This is a genomic window from Croceivirga sp. JEA036 (assembly GCF_011882165.1).
Lineage (GTDB): Bacteria > Bacteroidota > Bacteroidia > Flavobacteriales > Flavobacteriaceae > Croceivirga.
The window spans coordinates 104,489-124,937 of the sequence record NZ_JAATON010000004.1; the positions used below are offsets into that span (position 1 = coordinate 104,489).

The 20,449-nt window shown below is 37.7% G+C and carries 33 protein-coding genes; all 33 read left to right on the forward strand.

What is annotated here, in order from left to right:
- Positions 1-7 precede the first annotated feature (7 nt).
- Positions 8-2,134 carry an elongation factor G gene (fusA, locus tag HCO57_RS11660; RefSeq protein WP_167989181.1) on the forward strand — a complete coding sequence of 709 codons (2,127 nt, stop codon included), beginning with the start codon at positions 8-10 and terminating at the stop codon, positions 2,132-2,134.
- An 11-nt stretch (positions 2,135-2,145) separates the two neighbouring features.
- On the forward strand, positions 2,146-2,451 hold the full coding sequence (rpsJ, locus tag HCO57_RS11665) for a 30S ribosomal protein S10 (protein WP_010519396.1): 306 nt from the start codon (positions 2,146-2,148) through the stop codon (positions 2,449-2,451).
- A 167-nt stretch (positions 2,452-2,618) separates the two neighbouring features.
- The gene (gene rplC, locus HCO57_RS11670; protein WP_136951231.1) at positions 2,619-3,236 is read left to right on the forward strand and encodes a 50S ribosomal protein L3; all 618 of its coding nucleotides are present in this window, start codon (positions 2,619-2,621) and stop codon (positions 3,234-3,236) included.
- 4 nt (positions 3,237-3,240) lie between these two features.
- Positions 3,241-3,870 carry a 50S ribosomal protein L4 gene (rplD, locus tag HCO57_RS11675; protein ID WP_136951230.1) on the forward strand — a complete coding sequence of 210 codons (630 nt, stop codon included), beginning with the start codon at positions 3,241-3,243 and terminating at the stop codon, positions 3,868-3,870.
- 7 nt (positions 3,871-3,877) lie between these two features.
- A complete protein-coding gene (rplW, locus tag HCO57_RS11680; RefSeq protein ID WP_136951229.1) occupies positions 3,878-4,168 on the forward strand; it encodes a 50S ribosomal protein L23 in 291 nt (96 codons plus the stop codon).
- A gap of 9 nt (positions 4,169-4,177) precedes the next feature.
- Complete coding sequence (gene rplB / locus HCO57_RS11685) at positions 4,178-5,002, forward strand: 50S ribosomal protein L2 (protein WP_136951228.1); 825 nt, start codon at positions 4,178-4,180, stop codon at positions 5,000-5,002.
- Positions 5,003-5,012: 10 nt separating this feature from the next.
- A complete protein-coding gene (rpsS, locus tag HCO57_RS11690) occupies positions 5,013-5,291 on the forward strand; it encodes a 30S ribosomal protein S19 (RefSeq protein ID WP_136951227.1) in 279 nt (92 codons plus the stop codon).
- 6 nt (positions 5,292-5,297) lie between these two features.
- The gene (gene rplV / locus HCO57_RS11695) at positions 5,298-5,717 is read left to right on the forward strand and encodes a 50S ribosomal protein L22 (RefSeq protein WP_136951226.1); all 420 of its coding nucleotides are present in this window, start codon (positions 5,298-5,300) and stop codon (positions 5,715-5,717) included.
- 4 nt (positions 5,718-5,721) lie between these two features.
- Positions 5,722-6,441, forward strand: coding sequence for a 30S ribosomal protein S3 (rpsC, locus tag HCO57_RS11700; RefSeq protein ID WP_136951225.1), 720 nt, complete (start codon positions 5,722-5,724; stop codon positions 6,439-6,441).
- 20 nt (positions 6,442-6,461) lie between these two features.
- Complete coding sequence (rplP, locus tag HCO57_RS11705; protein ID WP_136951224.1) at positions 6,462-6,881, forward strand: 50S ribosomal protein L16; 420 nt, start codon at positions 6,462-6,464, stop codon at positions 6,879-6,881.
- Positions 6,882-6,892: 11 nt separating this feature from the next.
- On the forward strand, positions 6,893-7,084 hold the full coding sequence (gene rpmC / locus HCO57_RS11710) for a 50S ribosomal protein L29 (RefSeq protein WP_136951223.1): 192 nt from the start codon (positions 6,893-6,895) through the stop codon (positions 7,082-7,084).
- 13 nt (positions 7,085-7,097) lie between these two features.
- Positions 7,098-7,361 carry a 30S ribosomal protein S17 gene (gene rpsQ, locus HCO57_RS11715; RefSeq protein WP_136951222.1) on the forward strand — a complete coding sequence of 88 codons (264 nt, stop codon included), beginning with the start codon at positions 7,098-7,100 and terminating at the stop codon, positions 7,359-7,361.
- A 2-nt stretch (positions 7,362-7,363) separates the two neighbouring features.
- Positions 7,364-7,732 carry a 50S ribosomal protein L14 gene (gene rplN / locus HCO57_RS11720; protein ID WP_136951221.1) on the forward strand — a complete coding sequence of 123 codons (369 nt, stop codon included), beginning with the start codon at positions 7,364-7,366 and terminating at the stop codon, positions 7,730-7,732.
- Positions 7,733-7,743: 11 nt separating this feature from the next.
- Positions 7,744-8,049: a 50S ribosomal protein L24 gene (gene rplX / locus HCO57_RS11725; protein WP_136951220.1), complete on the forward strand. Its 306-nt coding sequence runs from the start codon at positions 7,744-7,746 to the stop codon at positions 8,047-8,049.
- Between the two features lie 2 nt (positions 8,050-8,051).
- On the forward strand, positions 8,052-8,603 hold the full coding sequence (gene rplE / locus HCO57_RS11730; RefSeq protein WP_136951219.1) for a 50S ribosomal protein L5: 552 nt from the start codon (positions 8,052-8,054) through the stop codon (positions 8,601-8,603).
- Position 8,604: 1 nt separating this feature from the next.
- On the forward strand, positions 8,605-8,874 hold the full coding sequence (rpsN, locus tag HCO57_RS11735) for a 30S ribosomal protein S14 (RefSeq protein WP_136951218.1): 270 nt from the start codon (positions 8,605-8,607) through the stop codon (positions 8,872-8,874).
- A 21-nt stretch (positions 8,875-8,895) separates the two neighbouring features.
- Positions 8,896-9,294 (forward strand): 30S ribosomal protein S8, encoded by a 399-nt coding sequence (rpsH, locus tag HCO57_RS11740; protein ID WP_167989182.1) that lies wholly within the window; start codon positions 8,896-8,898, stop codon positions 9,292-9,294.
- Positions 9,295-9,316: 22 nt separating this feature from the next.
- Positions 9,317-9,859, forward strand: coding sequence for a 50S ribosomal protein L6 (gene rplF / locus HCO57_RS11745; RefSeq protein ID WP_167989183.1), 543 nt, complete (start codon positions 9,317-9,319; stop codon positions 9,857-9,859).
- Positions 9,860-9,871: 12 nt separating this feature from the next.
- Entirely contained in the window at positions 9,872-10,225 is a 354-nt protein-coding gene (rplR, locus tag HCO57_RS11750; RefSeq protein ID WP_136951215.1) for a 50S ribosomal protein L18, read from the forward strand.
- Positions 10,226-10,230: 5 nt separating this feature from the next.
- Positions 10,231-10,755 (forward strand): 30S ribosomal protein S5, encoded by a 525-nt coding sequence (gene rpsE, locus HCO57_RS11755; protein ID WP_136951214.1) that lies wholly within the window; start codon positions 10,231-10,233, stop codon positions 10,753-10,755.
- Between the two features lie 4 nt (positions 10,756-10,759).
- Positions 10,760-10,939 (forward strand): 50S ribosomal protein L30, encoded by a 180-nt coding sequence (rpmD, locus tag HCO57_RS11760; RefSeq protein ID WP_136951213.1) that lies wholly within the window; start codon positions 10,760-10,762, stop codon positions 10,937-10,939.
- Positions 10,940-10,952: 13 nt separating this feature from the next.
- Entirely contained in the window at positions 10,953-11,405 is a 453-nt protein-coding gene (gene rplO / locus HCO57_RS11765) for a 50S ribosomal protein L15 (RefSeq protein WP_136951212.1), read from the forward strand.
- 9 nt (positions 11,406-11,414) lie between these two features.
- On the forward strand, positions 11,415-12,758 hold the full coding sequence (gene secY, locus HCO57_RS11770; RefSeq protein ID WP_136951211.1) for a preprotein translocase subunit SecY: 1,344 nt from the start codon (positions 11,415-11,417) through the stop codon (positions 12,756-12,758).
- A gap of 1 nt (position 12,759) precedes the next feature.
- A complete protein-coding gene (gene infA / locus HCO57_RS11775) occupies positions 12,760-12,975 on the forward strand; it encodes a translation initiation factor IF-1 (RefSeq protein WP_026753784.1) in 216 nt (71 codons plus the stop codon).
- Between the two features lie 10 nt (positions 12,976-12,985).
- Positions 12,986-13,102, forward strand: coding sequence for a type B 50S ribosomal protein L36 (gene ykgO, locus HCO57_RS11780; protein WP_010519235.1), 117 nt, complete (start codon positions 12,986-12,988; stop codon positions 13,100-13,102).
- Positions 13,103-13,104: 2 nt separating this feature from the next.
- Complete coding sequence (gene rpsM, locus HCO57_RS11785) at positions 13,105-13,479, forward strand: 30S ribosomal protein S13 (RefSeq protein WP_136951210.1); 375 nt, start codon at positions 13,105-13,107, stop codon at positions 13,477-13,479.
- Between the two features lie 13 nt (positions 13,480-13,492).
- Positions 13,493-13,885 carry a 30S ribosomal protein S11 gene (rpsK, locus tag HCO57_RS11790; RefSeq protein WP_136951209.1) on the forward strand — a complete coding sequence of 131 codons (393 nt, stop codon included), beginning with the start codon at positions 13,493-13,495 and terminating at the stop codon, positions 13,883-13,885.
- Positions 13,886-13,995: 110 nt separating this feature from the next.
- Positions 13,996-14,604, forward strand: coding sequence for a 30S ribosomal protein S4 (gene rpsD, locus HCO57_RS11795; RefSeq protein WP_136951208.1), 609 nt, complete (start codon positions 13,996-13,998; stop codon positions 14,602-14,604).
- A gap of 19 nt (positions 14,605-14,623) precedes the next feature.
- Positions 14,624-15,616: a DNA-directed RNA polymerase subunit alpha gene (locus HCO57_RS11800; RefSeq protein WP_136951207.1), complete on the forward strand. Its 993-nt coding sequence runs from the start codon at positions 14,624-14,626 to the stop codon at positions 15,614-15,616.
- A gap of 62 nt (positions 15,617-15,678) precedes the next feature.
- Positions 15,679-16,179: a 50S ribosomal protein L17 gene (gene rplQ, locus HCO57_RS11805; RefSeq protein WP_167989184.1), complete on the forward strand. Its 501-nt coding sequence runs from the start codon at positions 15,679-15,681 to the stop codon at positions 16,177-16,179.
- Positions 16,180-16,267: 88 nt separating this feature from the next.
- Positions 16,268-17,380, forward strand: a complete 1,113-nt coding sequence (gene carA, locus HCO57_RS11810) for a glutamine-hydrolyzing carbamoyl-phosphate synthase small subunit (protein ID WP_167989185.1) — start codon at positions 16,268-16,270, stop codon at positions 17,378-17,380.
- 114 nt (positions 17,381-17,494) lie between these two features.
- Positions 17,495-18,787, forward strand: coding sequence for a phosphopyruvate hydratase (eno, locus tag HCO57_RS11815; RefSeq protein ID WP_136951204.1), 1,293 nt, complete (start codon positions 17,495-17,497; stop codon positions 18,785-18,787).
- A 94-nt stretch (positions 18,788-18,881) separates the two neighbouring features.
- Positions 18,882-20,420 carry a glycogen synthase gene (locus HCO57_RS11820; protein WP_136951203.1) on the forward strand — a complete coding sequence of 513 codons (1,539 nt, stop codon included), beginning with the start codon at positions 18,882-18,884 and terminating at the stop codon, positions 20,418-20,420.
- The last annotated feature ends 29 nt before the right edge of the window (positions 20,421-20,449 follow it).

A 20,449-nucleotide genomic window follows, 5' to 3' on the forward strand; every position in this document is an offset into this window, starting at 1 on the left:
TTGACCAATGGCTAGAGATTTAAAACTTACAAGAAATATTGGAATTGCAGCGCATATTGATGCGGGTAAGACCACAACTACTGAGCGTATCTTATTTTATACAGGTGTGAGCCATAAAATTGGGGAAGTTCATGATGGTGCTGCAACAATGGACTGGATGGAGCAAGAGCAAGAGCGTGGTATCACGATTACTTCTGCAGCTACCACTTGTACATGGCAATTTCCTACAGAGCAAGGTAAGCCTACGGCTGATGCTAAAGGTTATCACTTTAATATAATTGATACTCCTGGACACGTTGATTTTACGGTAGAGGTAAATCGTTCATTACGTGTTTTAGATGGATTGGTTTTCCTTTTTAGTGCTGTTGATGGTGTTGAGCCGCAATCAGAGACCAACTGGAGATTGGCGGATAATTACAAAGTTCCGCGTATGGGCTTTGTAAATAAGATGGATAGACAGGGTTCTAATTTCCTAAACGTGTGTAAGCAGGTTAAGGAAATGTTGAAGTCTAATGCTGTTCCTATTGTATTGCCAATTGGTGAAGAAGCTGATTTTAGGGGGATTGTAGATTTAGTTAAGAATCGTGCTATTGTGTGGCATGATGATAACTTTGGGTCTACTTTTGATGTAATCGATATTCCTGAAGATATGAAAGCTGAAGTTAGTGAGTATAGAGCTATGCTAATTGAGGCTGTTGCGGAATATGATGAGAACTTAATGGAGAAGTTCTTTGAAGATGAAAATTCAATAACTGAAGATGAGATTCATGCTGCGTTACGTGCTGCGGTAATGGATATGAGTATCATACCAATGATATGTGGTTCTGCATTTAAGAATAAAGGTGTTCAGTTCTTATTGGATGCTGTTTGTAGATATCTTCCTTCTCCATTAGATAAGGAAGCTATTGTTGGTGAGAATCCAGATACAGGTGCAGAGGTTGCAAGAAAGCCGGATCCGAAAGAGCCATTTGCTGCTCTTGCCTTTAAAATTGCTACGGATCCATTCGTGGGGCGTTTAGCATTCTTTAGAGCTTATTCTGGTACTCTTGAAGCTGGTTCTTATGTATTAAATAACCGTTCTGGTAATAAGGAGCGTATATCTAGGATTTATCAGATGCACTCTAATAAGCAAAATGCTATAGAGCGTATTTCAGCTGGGGATATTGGTGCCGCTGTAGGGTTTAAAGATATCAAGACTGGGGATACTTTATCTGATGAAAAACATCCTATTGTATTGGAAAGCATGGAGTTTCCTGATCCGGTAATTGGTATCGCTGTAGAGCCTAAAACTAAGGCTGATGTAGATAAATTGGGTATGGCTTTAGCTAAATTGGCTGAAGAGGACCCTACTTTTCAGGTGAAAACAGATGAAGCATCTGGGCAGACAATTATTTCCGGTATGGGTGAGCTTCACTTGGATATTATTGTGGATCGTTTAAGAAGAGAGTTTAAGGTAGAGGTGAATCAGGGTCAACCTCAGGTTGAGTATAAAGAAGCGCTTACGGCTGTTGCTGATCACAGAGAGACTTATAAGAAGCAAACTGGTGGTCGTGGTAAATTTGCGGATATCGTATTCGTTATGGAGCCTTCTGAAGACGGTAAAGCTGGTCTTGAGTTTGTAAACGAAATTAAGGGTGGTAATATACCAAGAGAATATATTCCGTCTGTTGAGAAAGGTTTTAAAGAGGCTATGAAAAATGGTCCTTTAGCTGGATTTGAGATGGATAGTATGAAGGTTACTCTTAAGGATGGTTCTTTTCACCCTGTGGATTCTGACTCTTTATCTTTCGAATTGGCGGCTAAGTTAGGTTACAAAGTTGCTGCTAAGAAAGCGAAGGCGGTATTAATGGAGCCAATTATGAAGCTGGAAGTTTTAACTCCAGAAGAAAACATGGGTGATATTGTTGGGGATTTGAACAGAAGAAGGGGGCAGGTGAACAACATGTCTGATCGTTCAGGCTCCAAGGTAATTAAGGCAGATGTTCCATTATCAGAAATGTTTGGATATGTAACTTCCTTAAGAACGTTGTCCTCAGGTCGTGCAACTTCGACAATGGAATTCTCTCACTACGCAGAAACTCCATCTAATATTGCAGAAGAGGTAATTAAAGCCGCTAAAGGTGTAACTGCTTAATTTTTCAGAAGATGAGTCAAAAGATTAGAATTAAATTAAAGTCTTACGATCACAATTTGGTGGACAAGTCTGCTGAAAAGATTGTGAAAACTGTAAAGACAACAGGTGCGGTAGTTACTGGTCCAATACCGTTGCCAACAAATAAAAAGATTTTTACGGTGCTTCGTTCGCCTCACGTTAATAAGAAGTCTAGAGAGCAATTTGAGCTTAGTTCTTACAAGAGATTGCTTGATATTTATAGTTCTTCTTCAAAAACAATTGATGCTTTAATGAAATTAGAGCTTCCAAGTGGTGTAGAAGTCGAAATAAAAGTGTAACTTTGCACGCCTTTTAAGATAAAGGTGTTACATGTCCTGAGCTTTGTGCGAAGGAAAAACGGGTAAAAAGAAATAAACTGGGTCACAGGATACTTTCTTTTGACCCAATTTTTTTGCCGATAAATATCGGTGTGAATTTAAAAGTGAATTATTAATAAATTATAAATATGTCTGGGTTAATAGGAAAGAAAATCGGCATGACCAGCATTTTTGACGAGAATGGGAAGAACATTCCATGTACCGTTATTCAAGCTGGACCTTGTGTCGTTACCCAAGTCAGAACCGAAGAGGTTGATGGGTATAGTGCTCTTCAATTAGGTTTCGATGACAAGGCAGAAAAGCGTACCAGCAAAGCTGAACAAGGTCATTTTAAAAAGGCCGGCGCATCGCCTAAGAGAAAAGTTGTCGAGTTCCGTGATTTTGAAGGGGAATTTAAATTAGGTGATACTGTAGGTGTAGACTTGTTCGCGGAGGGAGAATTCGTGGATGTTGTTGGTACATCTAAAGGTAAAGGATTTCAGGGTGTTGTTAAAAGGCATGGTTTCGGTGGTGTAGGTCAAGCTACTCATGGTCAGCATAACCGTTTAAGAGCTCCAGGTTCTATTGGTGCTGCGTCTACTCCTTCTAAGGTTGTGAAAGGTCTTAGGATGGCAGGTCGTATGGGTGGTGACAGGGTTACTGTTCAAAACCTTAGAGTGTTAAAAGTTGTGCCAGAAAAAAACTTAATTGTTATTAAAGGTGCAATTCCTGGTCATAAAAATGCTTACGTAACCATTGAAAAATAAGGGGATGAAGGTAGCTGTATTAGATAGTAAAGGTAAAGACACAGGTAGGAAGGTTGAACTTTCCGATGATGTTTTTGGAATAGAGCCTAACGAACATGCCATTTATTTGGATGTTAAACAGTATTTGGCGCATCAACGTCAAGGTACGCATAAGGCGAAAGAGAGAGCAGAAATTGCTGGAAGTACTAGGAAGCTTAAAAAGCAAAAAGGTACTGGTACTGCTCGTGCGGGTAGTATAAAATCTCCCGTTTTTAGAGGTGGTGGTAGAATTTTTGGTCCTAGGCCAAGATTGTATGGTCAAAAGCTTAATAAGTCTCTAAAGCGTTTAGCTAGAAAGTCGGCTTTAAGTATTAAATCTAAAGAAAGTGCTTTGGTTGTTGTGGAGGATTTCAATTTTGAAACCCCAAAAACTAAAGACTTTAAAGCTTTTCTTTCTTCTTTAGGTATTCAGGATAAAAAGTCTTTGGTTGTGTTAGGTGATGCTAATAGTAATTTGTATCTATCCTCTCGTAATTTAAAGCGTTCTGATGTAGTTACAACATCAGAATTAAATACCTATAAAATTTTAAATGCAAATAGCATTGTGGTTTTAGAAGGTGCGTTAGAAGGAATTCAAGAGAATTTAAGTAAATAGGAACAAGATGAGTGTGTTGATAAAGCCAATCATAACAGAAAAGATGACTGCGGAGAGCGAGTTGTTTAATCGCTATGGTTTTTACGTGAATCCAACTGCAAATAAGTTGCAGATTAAGGAAGCTGTAGAAGCAACTTATGGTGTTTCTGTTGAAAAAGTAAGGACAATGAATTATGGTCCTAACCGCAAGACTAGGTATACAAAAACTGGAATTCAACATGGTAAGACCAACTTGAGAAAGAAGGCGGTTGTTGATGTTGCGGAAGGAGATATTATTGATTTCTATAGTAATCTATAAAACAGGGTAATGTCAGTTAGAAAATTAAAACCCATCACTCCTGGACAGCGTTTTAGAGTAGTTAACGGATTTGACGCGATAACTACTGATAAGCCGGAGAAAAGTTTACTTGCTCCGTTAAAAAAGTCTGGAGGTAGAAACAGTCAAGGAAAAATGACCATGCGTCACAGAGGTGGTGGTCATAAAAGAAGATATCGTGTAATCGATTTCAAAAGAGAGAGACATGGTGTAGAAGCGGAAATTGTTTCTATACAGTATGATCCAAATAGAACAGCTTTTATTGCATTAGTGCAGTATGCTGATGGTGAAAAAAGGTATGTTATTGCTCAAAATGGTATGCAGGTAGGTCAGAAGATAGTTTCTGGTGATGCTGCTGCTCCAGAGATAGGTAATGCTTTATTTCTGTCGCAAATCCCTTTAGGGACAATTATTTCTTGTATTGAGTTGCGTCCTGGTCAAGGTGCGGTGATGGCAAGAAGTGCTGGTACTTTTGCACAATTAATGGCGAAAGACGGTAAGTTTGTGACAATCAAGTTGCCTTCTGGTGAGACCCGTTTAATTTTAGCGACTTGCATGGCTACTATTGGTGCAGTATCTAATTCTGACCATCAATTGCTAGTGTCTGGTAAGGCAGGTAGAAGTAGATGGTTAGGTAGAAGACCAAGAACAAGACCGGTTGCTATGAACCCTGTAGATCACCCAATGGGTGGTGGTGAAGGTAGAGCTTCTGGTGGTCACCCAAGATCTAAGAATGGTATCCCAGCTAAAGGTTATAGAACTCGTTCTTTAACTAAGGATAGCAACAGGTATATTGTAGAACGTAGAAAGAAATAAAAGATAACAAATGGCACGTTCATTAAAAAAAGGACCATACGTTCATTTTAGTTTAGAAAAGAAGGTTCAGGCAAATGTTGAGTCTGGTAAGAAGACTGTAATTAAAACTTGGTCTAGAGCTTCAATGATAACTCCTGATTTTGTTGGTCAGACTATAGCAGTACATAACGGAAAACAATTCGTTCCTGTTTATGTTACGGAAAATATGGTGGGTCACAAGTTAGGCGAATTTTCACCAACGCGTTCATTCCGTGGACACGCTGGAGCTAAAAATAAAGGAAAAAAGTAATAAGCTATGGGAGTTCGTAAGAGACAAATGGCGGAAAGAATTAAGGAAGAGAAAAAAAGCATGGCGTTTGCTAAGCTTAATAACTGTCCTACTTCGCCTAGAAAAATGAGATTAGTAGCTGATTTAGTTCGTGGTAAGAAAGTAGAAATGGCTTTAGCTATTTTGAGATTCAACCAAAAAGAAGCTTCTAGAAGATTAGAGAAACTTTTGCTTTCTGCTATTGCTAACTGGGAGGCTAAAAATGAAGATGCTAGTATTGAAGATGCGGATTTAATTGTTAAGGAAATTCGTGTGGATGGCGGTACTATGTTGAAGCGTTTGCGTCCAGCTCCGCAAGGTAGAGCTCATAGGATTAGAAAGCGTTCTAACCACGTAACTTTGGTTTTGGGTGCTAAGAATACAATAACTTCAGAAACAACGGCATAAGAATATGGGACAAAAGACTAATCCGATAGGAAATCGTTTAGGAATCATCAGAGGATGGGAGTCCAATTGGTATGGAGGAAATGATTATGGAGATAAGTTGGCGGAAGATGATAAAATCAGACGTTATATCAATGCTCGTTTAGCTAAGGCTAGTGTTTCTAGAGTAATTATAGAGCGTACGCTAAAATTAATTACAGTTACAATTACAACAGCAAGACCTGGTATCATTATTGGTAAAGGTGGGCAAGAGGTTGATAGATTGAAGGAAGAGTTGAAAAAAATTACTGGTAAAGAGGTTCAAATCAACATTCACGAAATTAAAAGACCTGAGTTGGATGCTAACCTTGTTGCTGCTAGTATTGCAAGGCAAATAGAAAATAGAATTTCTTACCGTAGAGCTATTAAAATGGCTATAGCGGCTGCTATTAGAATGAATGCGGAAGGAATTAAAGTTCAGATTTCTGGTAGGTTAAATGGGGCAGAAATGGCGCGTTCAGAAACTTACAAGGATGGAAGAATTCCGTTGTCTACCTTTAGAGCAGATGTAGACTATGCTTTAGAAGAGGCTCACACTACTTATGGTAGATTGGGTATTAAGGTATGGATTATGAAGGGAGAGGTATATGGTAAGAGAGAATTATCGCCACTTGTAGGTCTTTCTAAAGGAAATTCCAAAGGAGGAGGAAAACAAGACGGTGGTAAAAGACAACGTCGTAGAAAATAACAGAGTAAAGAGCAGGTAAGATGTTACAGCCTAAAAGAACAAAATTTCGTAAAGCCCAGAAGGGAAGAATGAAAGGGAACTCCCAAAGAGGGCATCAGTTGTCTAATGGTATGTTTGGTATCAAATCTTTGGATTCTCATTTTATTACTTCTCGCCAAATAGAAGCTGCGCGTATCGCCGCTACTAGATATATGAAAAGGCAAGGGCAGTTGTGGATTAAAATATTCCCGGACAAACCTATTACCAAAAAGCCTTTAGAGGTGCGTATGGGTAAGGGTAAGGGTGCACCCGAATATTGGGTGGCAGTTGTAAAACCAGGTAGAATCATGTTTGAGGTTGCTGGTGTGCCACACGATATTGCAAAGGAAGCTTTGCGTTTAGCTGCACAAAAGTTGCCGGTAAAAACAAAATTCGTAGTAGCCAGAGATTACGCTGGATAAACTGATCTGAGATGAAACAAACAGAGATTAAAGAATTATCGGTAGAGGAGATTCAGCAGAAGTTGGCTGAATTGAAGAAAGAATATGCGGATTTAAAAATGGCGCACTCGGTTACTCCATTAGAAAATCCAATGCAGATTAGAAAAGCAAGAAGAATTGTCGCAAGGTTGGCAACTGAGTTAACTAAAAGGGAACTACAATAACGGATTCGGCCTTATGGAAGAAAATACAAGAAATTTAAGAAAAGAAAGAATCGGGGTTGTTACCAGTAACAAAATGGAGAAGTCCATTGTTGTTTCTGAAGTAAAACGAGTGAAGCATCCTATGTATGGTAAGTTCGTTTTGAAGACCAAGAAATATGTTGCCCATGATGAGAAGAATGACTGTAATGAAGGCGACACGGTAAGAATTATGGAAACAAGGCCTCTAAGTAAAACAAAATGCTGGAGGTTAGTAGAAATCCTAGAAAGAGCTAAGTAATCATGGTACAACAAGAATCAAGATTAAAAGTTGCGGACAACACTGGTGCTAAAGAAGTGCTTACCATCCGTGTACTTGGAGGAACAAAAAGAAGATATGCATCTTTAGGAGATAAGATCGTTGTTACAGTAAAAGAGGCTACGCCTAATGGTACGGTAAAAAAAGGTTCTGTGTCTACTGCTGTTGTAGTACGATCTAAAAAAGAGGTTAGAAGACCGGATGGTTCTTACATTAGGTTTGATGACAATGCTTGCGTTTTATTGAACCCTGCAGGGGAGATGAGAGGTACTAGGGTTTTTGGTCCTGTGGCTAGAGAACTTAGAGATAAGCAGTATATGAAGATTGTTTCATTGGCCCCTGAGGTACTTTAAAAGTTAAGACGATGAAATTAAAGATAAAAACAGGAGATACGGTAACAGTTGTCGCTGGTGACCACAAGGGTTCTGAAGGAAAAGTTTTGCGCGTAGACCTTGAGAAAAACAAGGCAATCGTTGAAGGTGTAAATGTGGTCAAAAAGCATGAAAAGCCTAGTGCGCAAAACCCACAGGGTGGTATCGTAGAAAAAGAAGCGCCTATCCATATTTCTAATTTAGCACTAATTGAAAACGGTAAATCCGTTAGAGTTGGTTTTGAGGTTAGAGATGGCAAAAAGGTAAGGGTGTCCAAAAAAACAGGAGAAATTATCTAGTCATGAGTTATATTCCAAGACTAAAACAAGAATACAAGGAGCGTGTAATTAAGGCGCTTACTGAAGAATTCGGTTACAAGAATGTAATGCAAGTTCCTAAGCTAAACAAAATTGTGGTTAGTAGAGGGGTTGGTGCTGCTGTAGCTGACAAGAAATTGATAGATCACGCTGTAGAAGAATTGAGTAATATCACTGGGCAGAAAGCTGTTGCTACAATGTCAAAGAAAGATGTTGCTACTTTTAAATTGCGAAAGGGAATGCCAATTGGTGCTAAGGTAACCTTAAGAGGAGAACGTATGTACGAATTTTTGGACAGGTTGATTACTTCGGCATTACCTAGGGTTAGGGATTTTCAAGGTGTTAAGGCTACTGGTTTTGATGGACGTGGAAATTATAACTTGGGAGTTACTGAGCAAATCATCTTTCCAGAGATCAATATAGACAGGATCAATAGAATTAATGGTATGGATATTACCTTTGTTACTTCTGCTGAAACTGATAAAGAAGCAAAATCATTGTTGACCCAACTAGGATTACCTTTTAAAAAGAATTAAGATGGCCAAAGAATCAATGAAAGCCCGTGAAAGAAAAAGGGCAAAAACTGTAGCTAAATACGCAGAAAAGAGAAAGGCGCTTAAGGAGGCTGGTGACTATGAGGCGTTGCAGAAACTTCCTAAAAATGCATCTCCAGTAAGAATGCGCAATAGATGTAAGTTAACTGGTAGGCCAAGAGGGTATATGCGTACTTTTGGAATTTCTAGGGTTATGTTTAGGGAAATGGCAAACAAAGGTTTGATTCCTGGAGTTAAGAAAGCAAGTTGGTAATTTAGATAAATAGACAGAAAAATGTTAACAGATCCAATTTCAGATTATTTAACAAGAATAAGAAACGCTAGTAGAGCGGGTCATAGGGTTGTGAACATTCCTGCTTCCAACTTGAAAAAGGAGATGACCAAAATTCTTTTTGATCAAGGCTATATTTTAAGCTATAAATTTGAAGATGATTCCGTACAGGGAAACATTAAAATAGCTTTAAAGTATAATAAATTGAGCAAAGAGCCAATAATTAAGAAATTACAGAGAGTAAGTAAGCCTGGTCTTAGAAAATATGCTAATGCAGATGAGCTGCCTAGGGTATTAAATGGGTTAGGTATTGCAATTGTATCTACTTCTCATGGGGTGATGACTAGCAAGCAAGCTAAGCAAGAGAATGTTGGAGGAGAGGTATTGTGTTACGTATACTAAAAAGTAAAAAAGAACTAGAGAGATGTCAAGAATAGGTAATAGTCCAGTAGCGATTCCAGAAGGTGTTACCGTTGAAATTAAGGACAACGTAGTTACTGTAAAAGGTAAGCTTGGAGAATTAAGCCAAGACTTTGCTGGTGTAGAAGTAAAAGTAGAGGAAGGTAATGTGGTTTTAGAGAGGCCATCTGATTCTAAAGACTTAAAAGCTAAGCATGGTTTGTATAGAGCATTAATCAATAATATGGTGGAAGGTGTTTCTAAAGGATGGACCAAAGAACTAGAGTTGGTAGGTGTAGGTTATAGAGCAAGTAATCAAGGTCAAAAACTAGATTTGGCTTTAGGATTTTCTCACAACATCGTAATGGATATAGCTCCAGAGGTAAAGATAGAAACCGTTTCTGAAAAGGGTAAAAACCCAATCGTGAAGTTGACATCTCATGACAAACAACTGGTTGGAGCGGTTGCGGCTAAGATTAGATCTTTTAGAAAACCTGAGCCTTACAAAGGAAAAGGTATCAAGTTTGTTGGAGAGATTATTAGAAGAAAAGCAGGTAAATCAGCTTAATAACAAGGTATAATGGGATTATCAAAGACTGATAGAAAATTAAGGATAAGAAGAAGGATAAGAAAAGTGTCTTTTGGTACGGAAGCTCGTCCACGTTTATCCGTGTTTCGTAGTAATAAAGAAATTTATGCTCAGGTAATAGATGACAATGCAGGTAAAACATTGGCTTCTGTTTCTTCTAGAGATAAAGGTTTGGAGCTTAGCGGAACTAAGACAGAAATTGCTGCTGCTGTTGGTAAAGCCATAGCAGAAAAAGCATTGAAAGCTGGTATAGAAACTGTTGCCTTTGATCGTGGAGGTAACTTATACCACGGTAGAGTTAAAGCATTGGCAGAAGGTGCCAGAGAAGGTGGATTAAAATTCTAAATCATATGTACCAGAAGTATAAAAACGTAGAACTAGTTAAACCAGGTGGTTTAGAATTAAAAGATCGCCTTGTTGGTGTACAAAGGGTAACTAAAGTAACTAAGGGTGGTCGTGCCTTCGGTTTCTCTGCAATCGTTGTTGTAGGAGACGAGAACGGTGTAGTTGGCCACGGTCTTGGAAAATCTAAAGAAGTTGCTACTGCAATCGCCAAGGCTGTAGAAGATGCAAAAAAGAATTTGGTAAGGATTCCTTTGAATAAGGCTACATTGCCACATGAGCAAAAAGGTAAGTATGGAGGTGCAAAAGTGTTTATCAAACCTGCATCTCAGGGTACTGGAGTTATTGCTGGAGGTGCTGTAAGAGCTGTATTGGAGGCTGTAGGTATTCATGATGTACTTTCTAAGTCTCAAGGTTCATCTAATCCTCACAACGTTGTAAAGGCGACTTTTGATGCATTATTACAACTAAGAGATGCGGGTACTATTGCTGAGCAGAGAGGTGTAAGTCTGGATAAAGTTTTTAAAGGATAATACGATGGCTAAGATTAGAGTTAAGCAATTAAAAAGTGCAATCAAGAGACCTCAGAACCAAAAGAGAACTCTAGAGGCATTGGGATTAAGGAAATTAGGCCAAGTAGTAGAACATGAGGCTACTCCAAATATCCTTGGAATGATAAAGAAAGTAGAACATTTGGTTTCCACAGAGGAAGCCTAAATAACCAAGACTAATGGATTTAAGTAATTTAAAACCAGCAGAAGGAGCAAAGAACCGAGATGGTAAACGTCTTGGTAGAGGACAAGCATCTGGTAAAGGTGGTACTGCTGCACGTGGTCACAAAGGGGCCAAATCTAGATCAGGTTACTCTAAGAAAATTGGTTTCGAGGGTGGTCAGATGCCATTACAAAGACGAGTTCCTAAGTTCGGTTTCAAAAATATTAACCGTAAAGAGTATCAAGGAATCAATCTTGATAAATTACAAGCTTTAGTAGACGAGAAAGGTGTAAAAGATGAAGTATCTTTGGACACTCTTGTAGAAAATGGCTTAGCAGGTAAAAACGATTTGGTAAAGATTTTAGGTGGTGGTGAATTAAAAACCAAACTTAAAGTTTCTGCCCATAAATTTAGTGCTTCTGCAAAGGCTGCTATAGAAGCTGCAGGAGGAGAAGCAATAAGTTTATAATTTTAAGATATGAAGAAGTTTATTGAGACTATATCAAATATTTGGAAGATTGAGGAACTTAGGAACCGTATCCTAATAACCCTTGGTTTACTATTGGTGTATCGTTTTGGTGCGCAAGTGGTGCTTCCAGGTATAGATACTACTCAATTGGCACAACTAACCTCCCAAACAGAGAACGGTATCTTAGGTATTTTAAATGCATTCACAGGGGGAGCTTTTGCTAATGCCTCTGTTTTTGCGTTAGGTATCATGCCATATATTTCTGCCTCTATTGTGGTGCAACTTATGAGTATTGCAATTCCTTATCTGCAGAAATTGGATAAAGAAGGCGAGAGCGGAAGAAAAACTAAAAACCAAATTACACGTTGGCTAACCATTGCTATTTGTATTGTTCAAGCACCAACCTATTTATATGGGTTAAGTGCATTGGGTGTTCCAGATAGTGCTTTTGTTTTGGGTAAAGGTCTTAACTTTATTGTTCCTTCTGTAATTATTTTAGTTACAGGATGTGTCTTTGCCATGTGGTTAGGAGAGCGAATTACTGATAAAGGTATTGGTAATGGTATCTCTTTGTTGATTATGATAGGTATCATAGCAACTATGCCGCAATCCTTTTTACAGGAATTTATTTCTAGAACCACTAATACTCCTGGGGGAATAATGTTTATTCTAGTAGAAGTTATTGTTTGGTTCTTGGTTATTCTTGCTAGTGTATTGTTGGTAATGGCTGTAAGGCAAATACCGGTACAATATGCTAGAAGAAGTGCTACGGGTGGTTATGAGAAAAACGTGATGGGTTCTCGCCAGTACATTCCTTTAAAATTGAATGCCTCTGGAGTTATGCCTATCATTTTTGCACAAGCAATTATGTTTGCTCCAGCGCTTATTGGTAAAACATTTAACAATACTACTGCTGGGCAATGGATGGAAGTTCAGTTTGCTGATATTTTTGGTTGGGCATATAATATATTATTTGCTGCTTTGATAATCATTTTTACTTATTTCTATACGGCTATAACAGTTCCAACGAACAAAATGGCAGATGATTTAAAAAGAAGTGGTGGATTTGTACCTGGTATACGTCCCGGAAAGGAGACTGCAGATTATTTAGATAAAATAATGTCTTTAATTACTTTTCCAGGTTCAATATTTTTAGCACTTTTGGCGGTTTTACCGGCAATTGTAGTGAAATTGATGGATGTTCAGGCTGGATGGGCGCTGTTTTATGGTGGTACTTCACTGTTAATTATGGTCGGTGTGGCTATAGATACAGTACAACAAGTAAATTCTTATTTGTTGAATAGACACTATGACGGATTGATGAAAACCGGAAAAAATAGAAAAGTAGCTTAACATGGCAAAACAGGCAGCTATAGAGCAAGACGGAAGTATCATTGAGGCATTGTCCAATGCAATGTTCCGTGTGGAATTAGAAAATGGTCATATTGTAACGGCACATATATCTGGTAAGATGCGTATGCACTACATTAAGTTGTTACCAGGAGATAAGGTAAAATTAGAAATGAGTCCTTACGATTTGACTAAAGCAAGAATTACATATAGATATTAAGAAAATTGATATGAAGGTAAGGGCATCAATAAAGAAAAGAAGTGCAGACTGCAAGATAGTACGCAGAAAGGGTAGACTGTACGTAATTAACAAAAAGAATCCTAGATTTAAACAAAGACAAGGGTAATTATGGCTAGAATTGCAGGTGTAGATATACCAAAACAAAAGAGAGGTGTTATAGCAATGACCTACATCTTCGGTATTGGAAAAAGCCGTGCCAAAGAAATTTTGGCAAAAGCTAATGTAAGCGAAGATGCAAAAGTTTCTGATTGGAACGATGACGAAATCGGTAGAATCAGAGAAGCTGTTTCTGAATATACCATTGAAGGTGAATTGCGTTCAGAAACACAAATGAACATCAAACGTTTAATGGATATCGGTTGTTACCGTGGTATACGTCATAGAGCTGGTCTACCATTACGTGGTCAGAGAACAAAGAATAATTCTAGGACAAGAAAAGGAAAACGTAAAACAGTTGCTAACAAGAAAAAGGCAACTAAATAATAGCTAGGGCATTATGGCAAAGTCAAATACCAAAACAGCAAAAAAACGTAAAGTTGTTGTTGAATCAACAGGAGAGGCTCACATTGTAGCTTCTTTTAACAACATTATTATTTCTTTGACCAATAAGAAGGGAGATGTTATTTCTTGGTCTTCTGCTGGTAAGATGGGCTTTAGAGGGTCTAAAAAGAATACGCCTTATGCAGCCCAAGTTGCTGCTGAAGATTGCTCTAAAGTAGCGCACGAAGCTGGTTTAAGAAAAGTAAAGGTTTACGTTAAAGGACCTGGTAATGGTAGAGAATCCGCAATCCGTTCAATACACAACGCTGGTATAGAAGTTACAGAAATTGTAGATGTTACTCCACTACCACATAACGGTTGTAGACCTCCAAAAAGAAGAAGAGTTTAATTATAATGGAGTCTGTCTCACAAGGACAGACTTTTATTCATCGAGTGTGCAATAATGATTATCGAAGGATAAGCCTTAATTCATAATCGTACATTCAAATTTATTAGAAAATGGCAAGATATACAGGACCAAAAACTAAGATAGCCCGTAAGTTCGGTGAAGCTATCTTTGGCGACGACAAGTCGTTTGAGAAAAAGAATTATCCTCCAGGACAACACGGTAACAACCGCAGAAGAGGTAAAAAGTCAGAATATGCTATCCAGTTGATGGAAAAGCAAAAGGCGAAGTATACCTACGGTATCTTGGAGCGTCAATTTAGAAATTTGTTCGCAGCTGCAAAGCGTAAAGATGGTGTAACTGGTGAGGTTTTACTACAGCTTTGTGAGTCTAGATTGGATAATGTGGTATACCGAATGGGTATTGCACCATCTAGAAGAGCCGCAAGACAGTTAGTGTCTCACAGACATATAACGGTAAATGGTGATTTAGTGAACATTCCATCATATTCCCTAAAACCTGGTGATGTTGTTGGTGTAAGGGAAAAATCTAAATCTGTACAAGCAATCACAGACTCATTAACAAATAGCAATAGTTCAGTTTATGAGTGGTTAACTTGGAATGGAGAAAAGAAAGAAGGTACTTTTGTAACAGTACCAGAAAGGCTTCAAATCCCTGAAAATATCAAGGAGCAGCTAATCGTCGAGTTATACTCTAAATAATAACAACATTAATCCAATTATGGCATTACTTAATTTTCAGAAGCCCGATAAAGTTATAATGATAGACTCAACAGATTTCGAGGGGAAATTTGAATTTCGCCCTTTGGAACCTGGTTATGGCTTAACTGTTGGGAACGCATTAAGAAGGGTACTACTTTCCTCTTTGGAAGGTTTTGCCATCACATCTGTTAGAATTGACGGCGTTGAGCATGAATTCTCTGTAATTCCTGGTGTTGTTGAGGATGTTACTGAAATGATTTTGAATTTAAAGCAAGTTCGTTTCAAAAGACAAATTGATGATGTTGAGAGTGAGACGGTATCTATCTCTGTAAGTGGTAAAGAACAACTTACTGCTGGTGATTTCCAAAAATTTATTTCTGGTTACCAAGTTTTGAACCCAGATTTAGTGATTTGTAACATGGATGCTAAGGTGTCTGTGAACATGGAAATCATTATAGAGAAAGGTCGTGGGTACGTACCTGCAGAAGAGAATAAGAAGTCTAATGCTCCTATTGGTACAATAGCAGTAGACTCTGTTTTCACTCCTATCAAAAATGTAAAATACAGCATTGAGAACTATAGGGTAGAACAAAAGACAGATTACGAAAAGTTAGTTTTTGAAATTAGTTCTGATGGTTCTATTCATCCTAAAGATGCCTTGACAGAAGCTGCAAAAGTTTTGATACACCACTTTATGTTATTCTCTGATGAGCGTATAACTCTAGAGGCGGATGAAATTGCGCAGACAGAGACTTATGATGAGGAGTCATTGCATATGCGTCAGTTGCTTAAGACTAAGTTGGTAGATATGGACTTGTCTGTGCGTGCCTTGAACTGTCTTAAAGCAGCAGAAGTAGATACTTTAGGAGACTTGGTATCTTTTAACAAAAATGATTTGATGAAGTTCAGAAACTTCGGTAAAAAATCATTAACAGAATTAGAAGAGTTGGTTATTAACAAAGGCCTTCAGTTTGGCATGGACTTAACCAAATATAAATTAGATAAGGATTAAATAATCATATTTTGCTCTCCTTAGGATGTAAGGATGTGGTAGCAAGATGATAAAGGAAAACCATGAGACACGGTAAAAAATTCAATCATTTAGGTAGAAAGTCTGCCCACAGAAAGGCAATGTTAGCTAACATGGCTTGTTCTTTAATTGAACATAAAAGAATCAATACAACTGTTGCTAAGGCAAAAGCGCTTAAGCAGTTTGTAGAGCCCTTAATTACGAAGGCTAAAACTGAAAACAATCAGACTACTGAAAAAGGTACGCACAACAGAAGAATTGTTTTTAGTAACCTTAGAAGCAAGGAAGCTATTACAGAGTTGTTTGGTACAGTAGCAGAAAAAGTTGGTGATAGACCAGGAGGTTACACAAGAATTATTAAGCTTGGTAATCGTCTAGGAGATAATGCTGACATGGCTATGATAGAGTTAGTGGACTTTAATGAAGTTTATAACACAGATACTAGTAAAAAGAAAACTACTAGAAGAAGTAGAAGAGGCAAAAAAGCTACAGAGGTAGCGCCGGTTCAAGAAACTCAACCAGCAACTGATGATTCTGAAGAATAAAATGTTTATTATTCATTCATAACTTAAAAGGATACGTTTTTAACGTATCCTTTTTTTTATGTTTTTTTGTAAAATTTTTGCACCCACTATGAAATATCAAAAAAGAAAAAAGGCACTATTACTTTTAGAGGACGGTACAATATTCTACGGTAAAGCAGTAGGAGAAAAGGAGGGCACCTCCTTTGGCGAGGTATGTTTTAATACTGGGATGACCGGCTATCAAGAAATTTTTACAGACCCGTCTTATTTTGGTCAATTAATGGTAACTACTAATGCCCATATTGGTAATTATGGTACCAATAAAGATGAAATTGAGTCAGACTCTATTAAAATTGCAGGTCTCATTTGTAAGAACTTTAGTTATGAATATTCAAGACCAAGTGCCGATAAAAGCTTATTAGAATTTTTAAATGATAATAATTTATTGGCCATCTCTGATGTTGATACTAGGGCTTTGGTTAGTTACATTAGAGATAATGGAGCTATGAATGCGGTGATATCTACACGTGTCAATGAAGTAGAGCAACTAAAAGAAGAGCTTAAACAAGTTCCTAGTATGGAAGGCTTAGAATTAGCTTCTAAAGTATCTACAAAAGAACCTTATATATATGGGGAAGATTCCGCGCAATACAGAATAGCGGCTTTAGATATCGGTATCAAAAAAAATATCCTTAGAAATTTAGAAAAGAGAGGTGCGCAAATAAAGGTTTTCCCATATAATACTTCGCAAGAGGAATTGGCAAAGTGGAATCCAGATGGTTACTTTATCTCTAATGGTCCTGGTGATCCAGAACCTTTAAAAGATGCCATTCAAACAACAAAAGATATACTAAAAACAAACAAACCGTTATTTGGAATTTGTTTAGGGCACCAAGTATTGGCTTTAGCAAACGGGGTGTCTACCTATAAAATGCATCATGGGCATAGAGGAATTAATCACCCAATTTTGAATTTAATGACGGGGAAAGGAGAAATTACAAGTCAAAATCATGGTTTCGCAGTCAACAGAGAAGAGACAGAAGCGCATCCAGACTTAGAGATAACTCATACCCATTTAAATGACGGAACTGTGGCCGGTATTAAAATGAAATATAAAAATGTATTCTCTGTACAATACCATCCAGAAGCAAGCCCTGGCCCACATGATGCGGATTATTTATTCGACCAATTTTTCGAAGCTATAAAGGCTAGTGCCAACTAAATCGTTTGAGTTTATTTTTAAGTTATTAACGGTGTTTTTACACTGTAAATGTTCCGCTTAAAGATGTGCCTTTCGTATCTTCGTTTAGTTAAATGCAACCTTAAAAAATAGATTATGAGTATTATCGTCAACATTCATGCAAGACAAATATTAGATTCTCGTGGTAACCCTACGGTAGAAGTAGATGTTATCACGGAAACCGGTGTTTTAGGTAGAGCAGCTGTGCCTTCAGGAGCTTCTACAGGAGAGCATGAAGCCGTTGAACTTAGAGACGGTGGAGATTCCTTCATGGGTAAAGGAGTAGGCCAAGCCGTAAACAATGTAAACACAATCATTGCAGAAGAGTTAGTAGGTACTTCTGTTTTTGAGCAAAACTATATAGATGCTACCATGATAGCATTGGATGGTACCCCAAACAAATCTAAATTGGGTGCAAATGCAATTCTAGGGGTTTCTTTAGCCGTGGCAAAAGCAGCCGCGGAAGAATTAGGTATGCCCTTATATAGATATGTAGGTGGAGTTTCTGCGAATACCTTACCAGTACCGATGATGAACATAATCAATGGTGGTTCTCATTCAGATGCTCCTATCGCATTTCAAGAATTTATGGTAATGCCAGTTAAGGCGAAAGATTTTAGTCATGCCATGCAAATGGGAACAGAAATCTTCCACAACCTTAAAAAAGTATTGCACGATAGAAACCTAAGTACTGCAGTTGGTGACGAAGGTGGTTTTGCACCAAACTTGGCTGGTGGTACAGAAGACGCATTAGATACTATTGCTAAGGCGGTAGATAAAGCAGGATATAAATTAGGAGACGATGTAATGATTGCTCTTGATTGTGCTTCTGCTGAGTTTTACGTAGATGGTAAGTATGATTATACCAAGTTTGAAGGTGATAAGGGAGTAGTAAGAACTTCTGAAGAGCAAGCCACATACTTGGCAGAATTGTGTGAGAAGTACCCTATCATCTCCATTGAAGATGGTATGGATGAAAACGACTGGGATGGATGGAAGTTACTTACTGAAAAAGTGGGTGATAAAGTACAATTAGTTGGTGATGATTTATTTGTTACTAATGTAGAGCGTTTATCCAAAGGTATAGCGAATGGTATTGCTAATTCTATACTTATCAAAGTAAACCAGATTGGTACACTAACAGAAACTATTGCAGCCGTAAACATGGCTAAAAATGCGGGGTATACTTCTGTTATGTCTCACCGTTCAGGAGAAACTGAAGACAACACAATTGCAGATTTGGCCGTAGCACTAAATACAGGGCAAATTAAAACAGGTTCAGCATCCAGAAGTGATAGGATGGCTAAGTATAACCAATTGCTTAGAATAGAAGAAGAATTAGGAGATGTTGCTTATTATCCACAGCAAAAAGCTTTCAAAATCAAATAATAACAATTATTTAGCTATAAAAAAGCCTTTCTTAAACTAGAAAGGCTTTTTTTTATATTGTATATTAATGTTTTAAACAATCGCCAAGTTCTACATGAAAAACTTTTTATTCGCAGCTGCAGAAAACGATGCTATTCCTAAATGCAAAGCTGGTGGTATGGGCGATGTAGTAAGAGATGTTCCCAGGCAAATATCAGAAAGGGGAGACCGTACCCATGTGGTTGTGCCTTCTTATGGTAGACTGCATCAAAACGGTACATTTAGGACCAACCTCAAATTTAGTTTAAGAGGTATTACTTATACTGCAGAAATATACGAAGTGCCGCCAAAGAAAATTTATGAGAATATACATCATTATGTAATTCATCATCCAGAAATACAAGCTGGTGGCATTGCTCATATTTACCATGATGATCCAGAGGAGCCTTTTTATACCGATGCAATAAAATATTTTATATTTTGTACAGCCGTGGCAGAAGCTATTAAACAAGGTGTTTTTGGCGATTTAGATGTAGTTCATTTACATGACTGGCATTCTAGTCTATTGCTTTTTCTAAGAGAATATGTGGCAGAATATGAAGCGCTAAAACCTATTCGTTTTGTTTATAGCATTCACAATTTAGCCATACAAGGTATACGTCCGTTTAAGGATAATTATGCTTCTTTGTTAAATTGGTTTCCTACAGCACCGTTAGATTATAATAAATTAATGGACTACCGTTACCAAGATTGTGTTAATCTTATGGCTGTTGGTATACGTTTAGCAGATGCGGTACATACGGTTTCTCCTAGTTATAAAGCGGATGTGATGAAACCAAGCACGCCTCCAGAGTTTATTGGAGGAGAAGGATTAGAGATAGACTTGCAGCAAGCCGACGAAGAAGGGCGGTTATTTGGAATATTAAACGGCTGTAATTATAGTAACATTAATGTAGAGGCCTCTGGCAATATTTATAGAAATACCATAAAATCACTTTTTCAATGGTTGCAAGAGGAATCTAAAAAATATAAGGCAGATTTTCTTGCGCATACTGGTGAAAAAATTATGGAATACGTCTCTAACGGTAAACCAAAATTTATTGCTTGTAGCGTTGCCCGACTTACAGAACAGAAATTTTATTTTTTTAAACGTTCTCCTGAAGCTTTTGAGGCAATTTTAGAAAAACTTAAAACGCATGATGGAATCTTTATGCTTTTAGGTACAGGGGCGCCAGAATACGAAGAACTTTTTAGAAAAATAAGTTACAAGTATGATAACTTTATATTCACTAATGGGCAATCAGAGTGTTTAATTGACAGTATGTATCAGGAATGCGATTTATATTTTATGCCTAGTTTGTTTGAGCCTTGCGGTATAAGTCAGATGTTAGCTATGCGTAATGGAAACCCATGTTTGGTGCATCATACAGGTGGTTTAAGAGATACAGTAGACCATTTACAGACAGGTTTTGCTTTTGATGGTGGCTCCTATGAAGAAAAAATACAGAGCATGCTCGCTAGCTTTGATTTGGCATTAGATATTTTTAATAATGATAAACCAAGGTGGAAAAAAATGCAAACAGCTGCTAAACGCAAACGTTTCACTTGGAAAAAATCTGTGGATCAATACTACGAAGCGTTATATCGGTTATAAGTTGTTCACTTATAAAGATATTCGTTAAT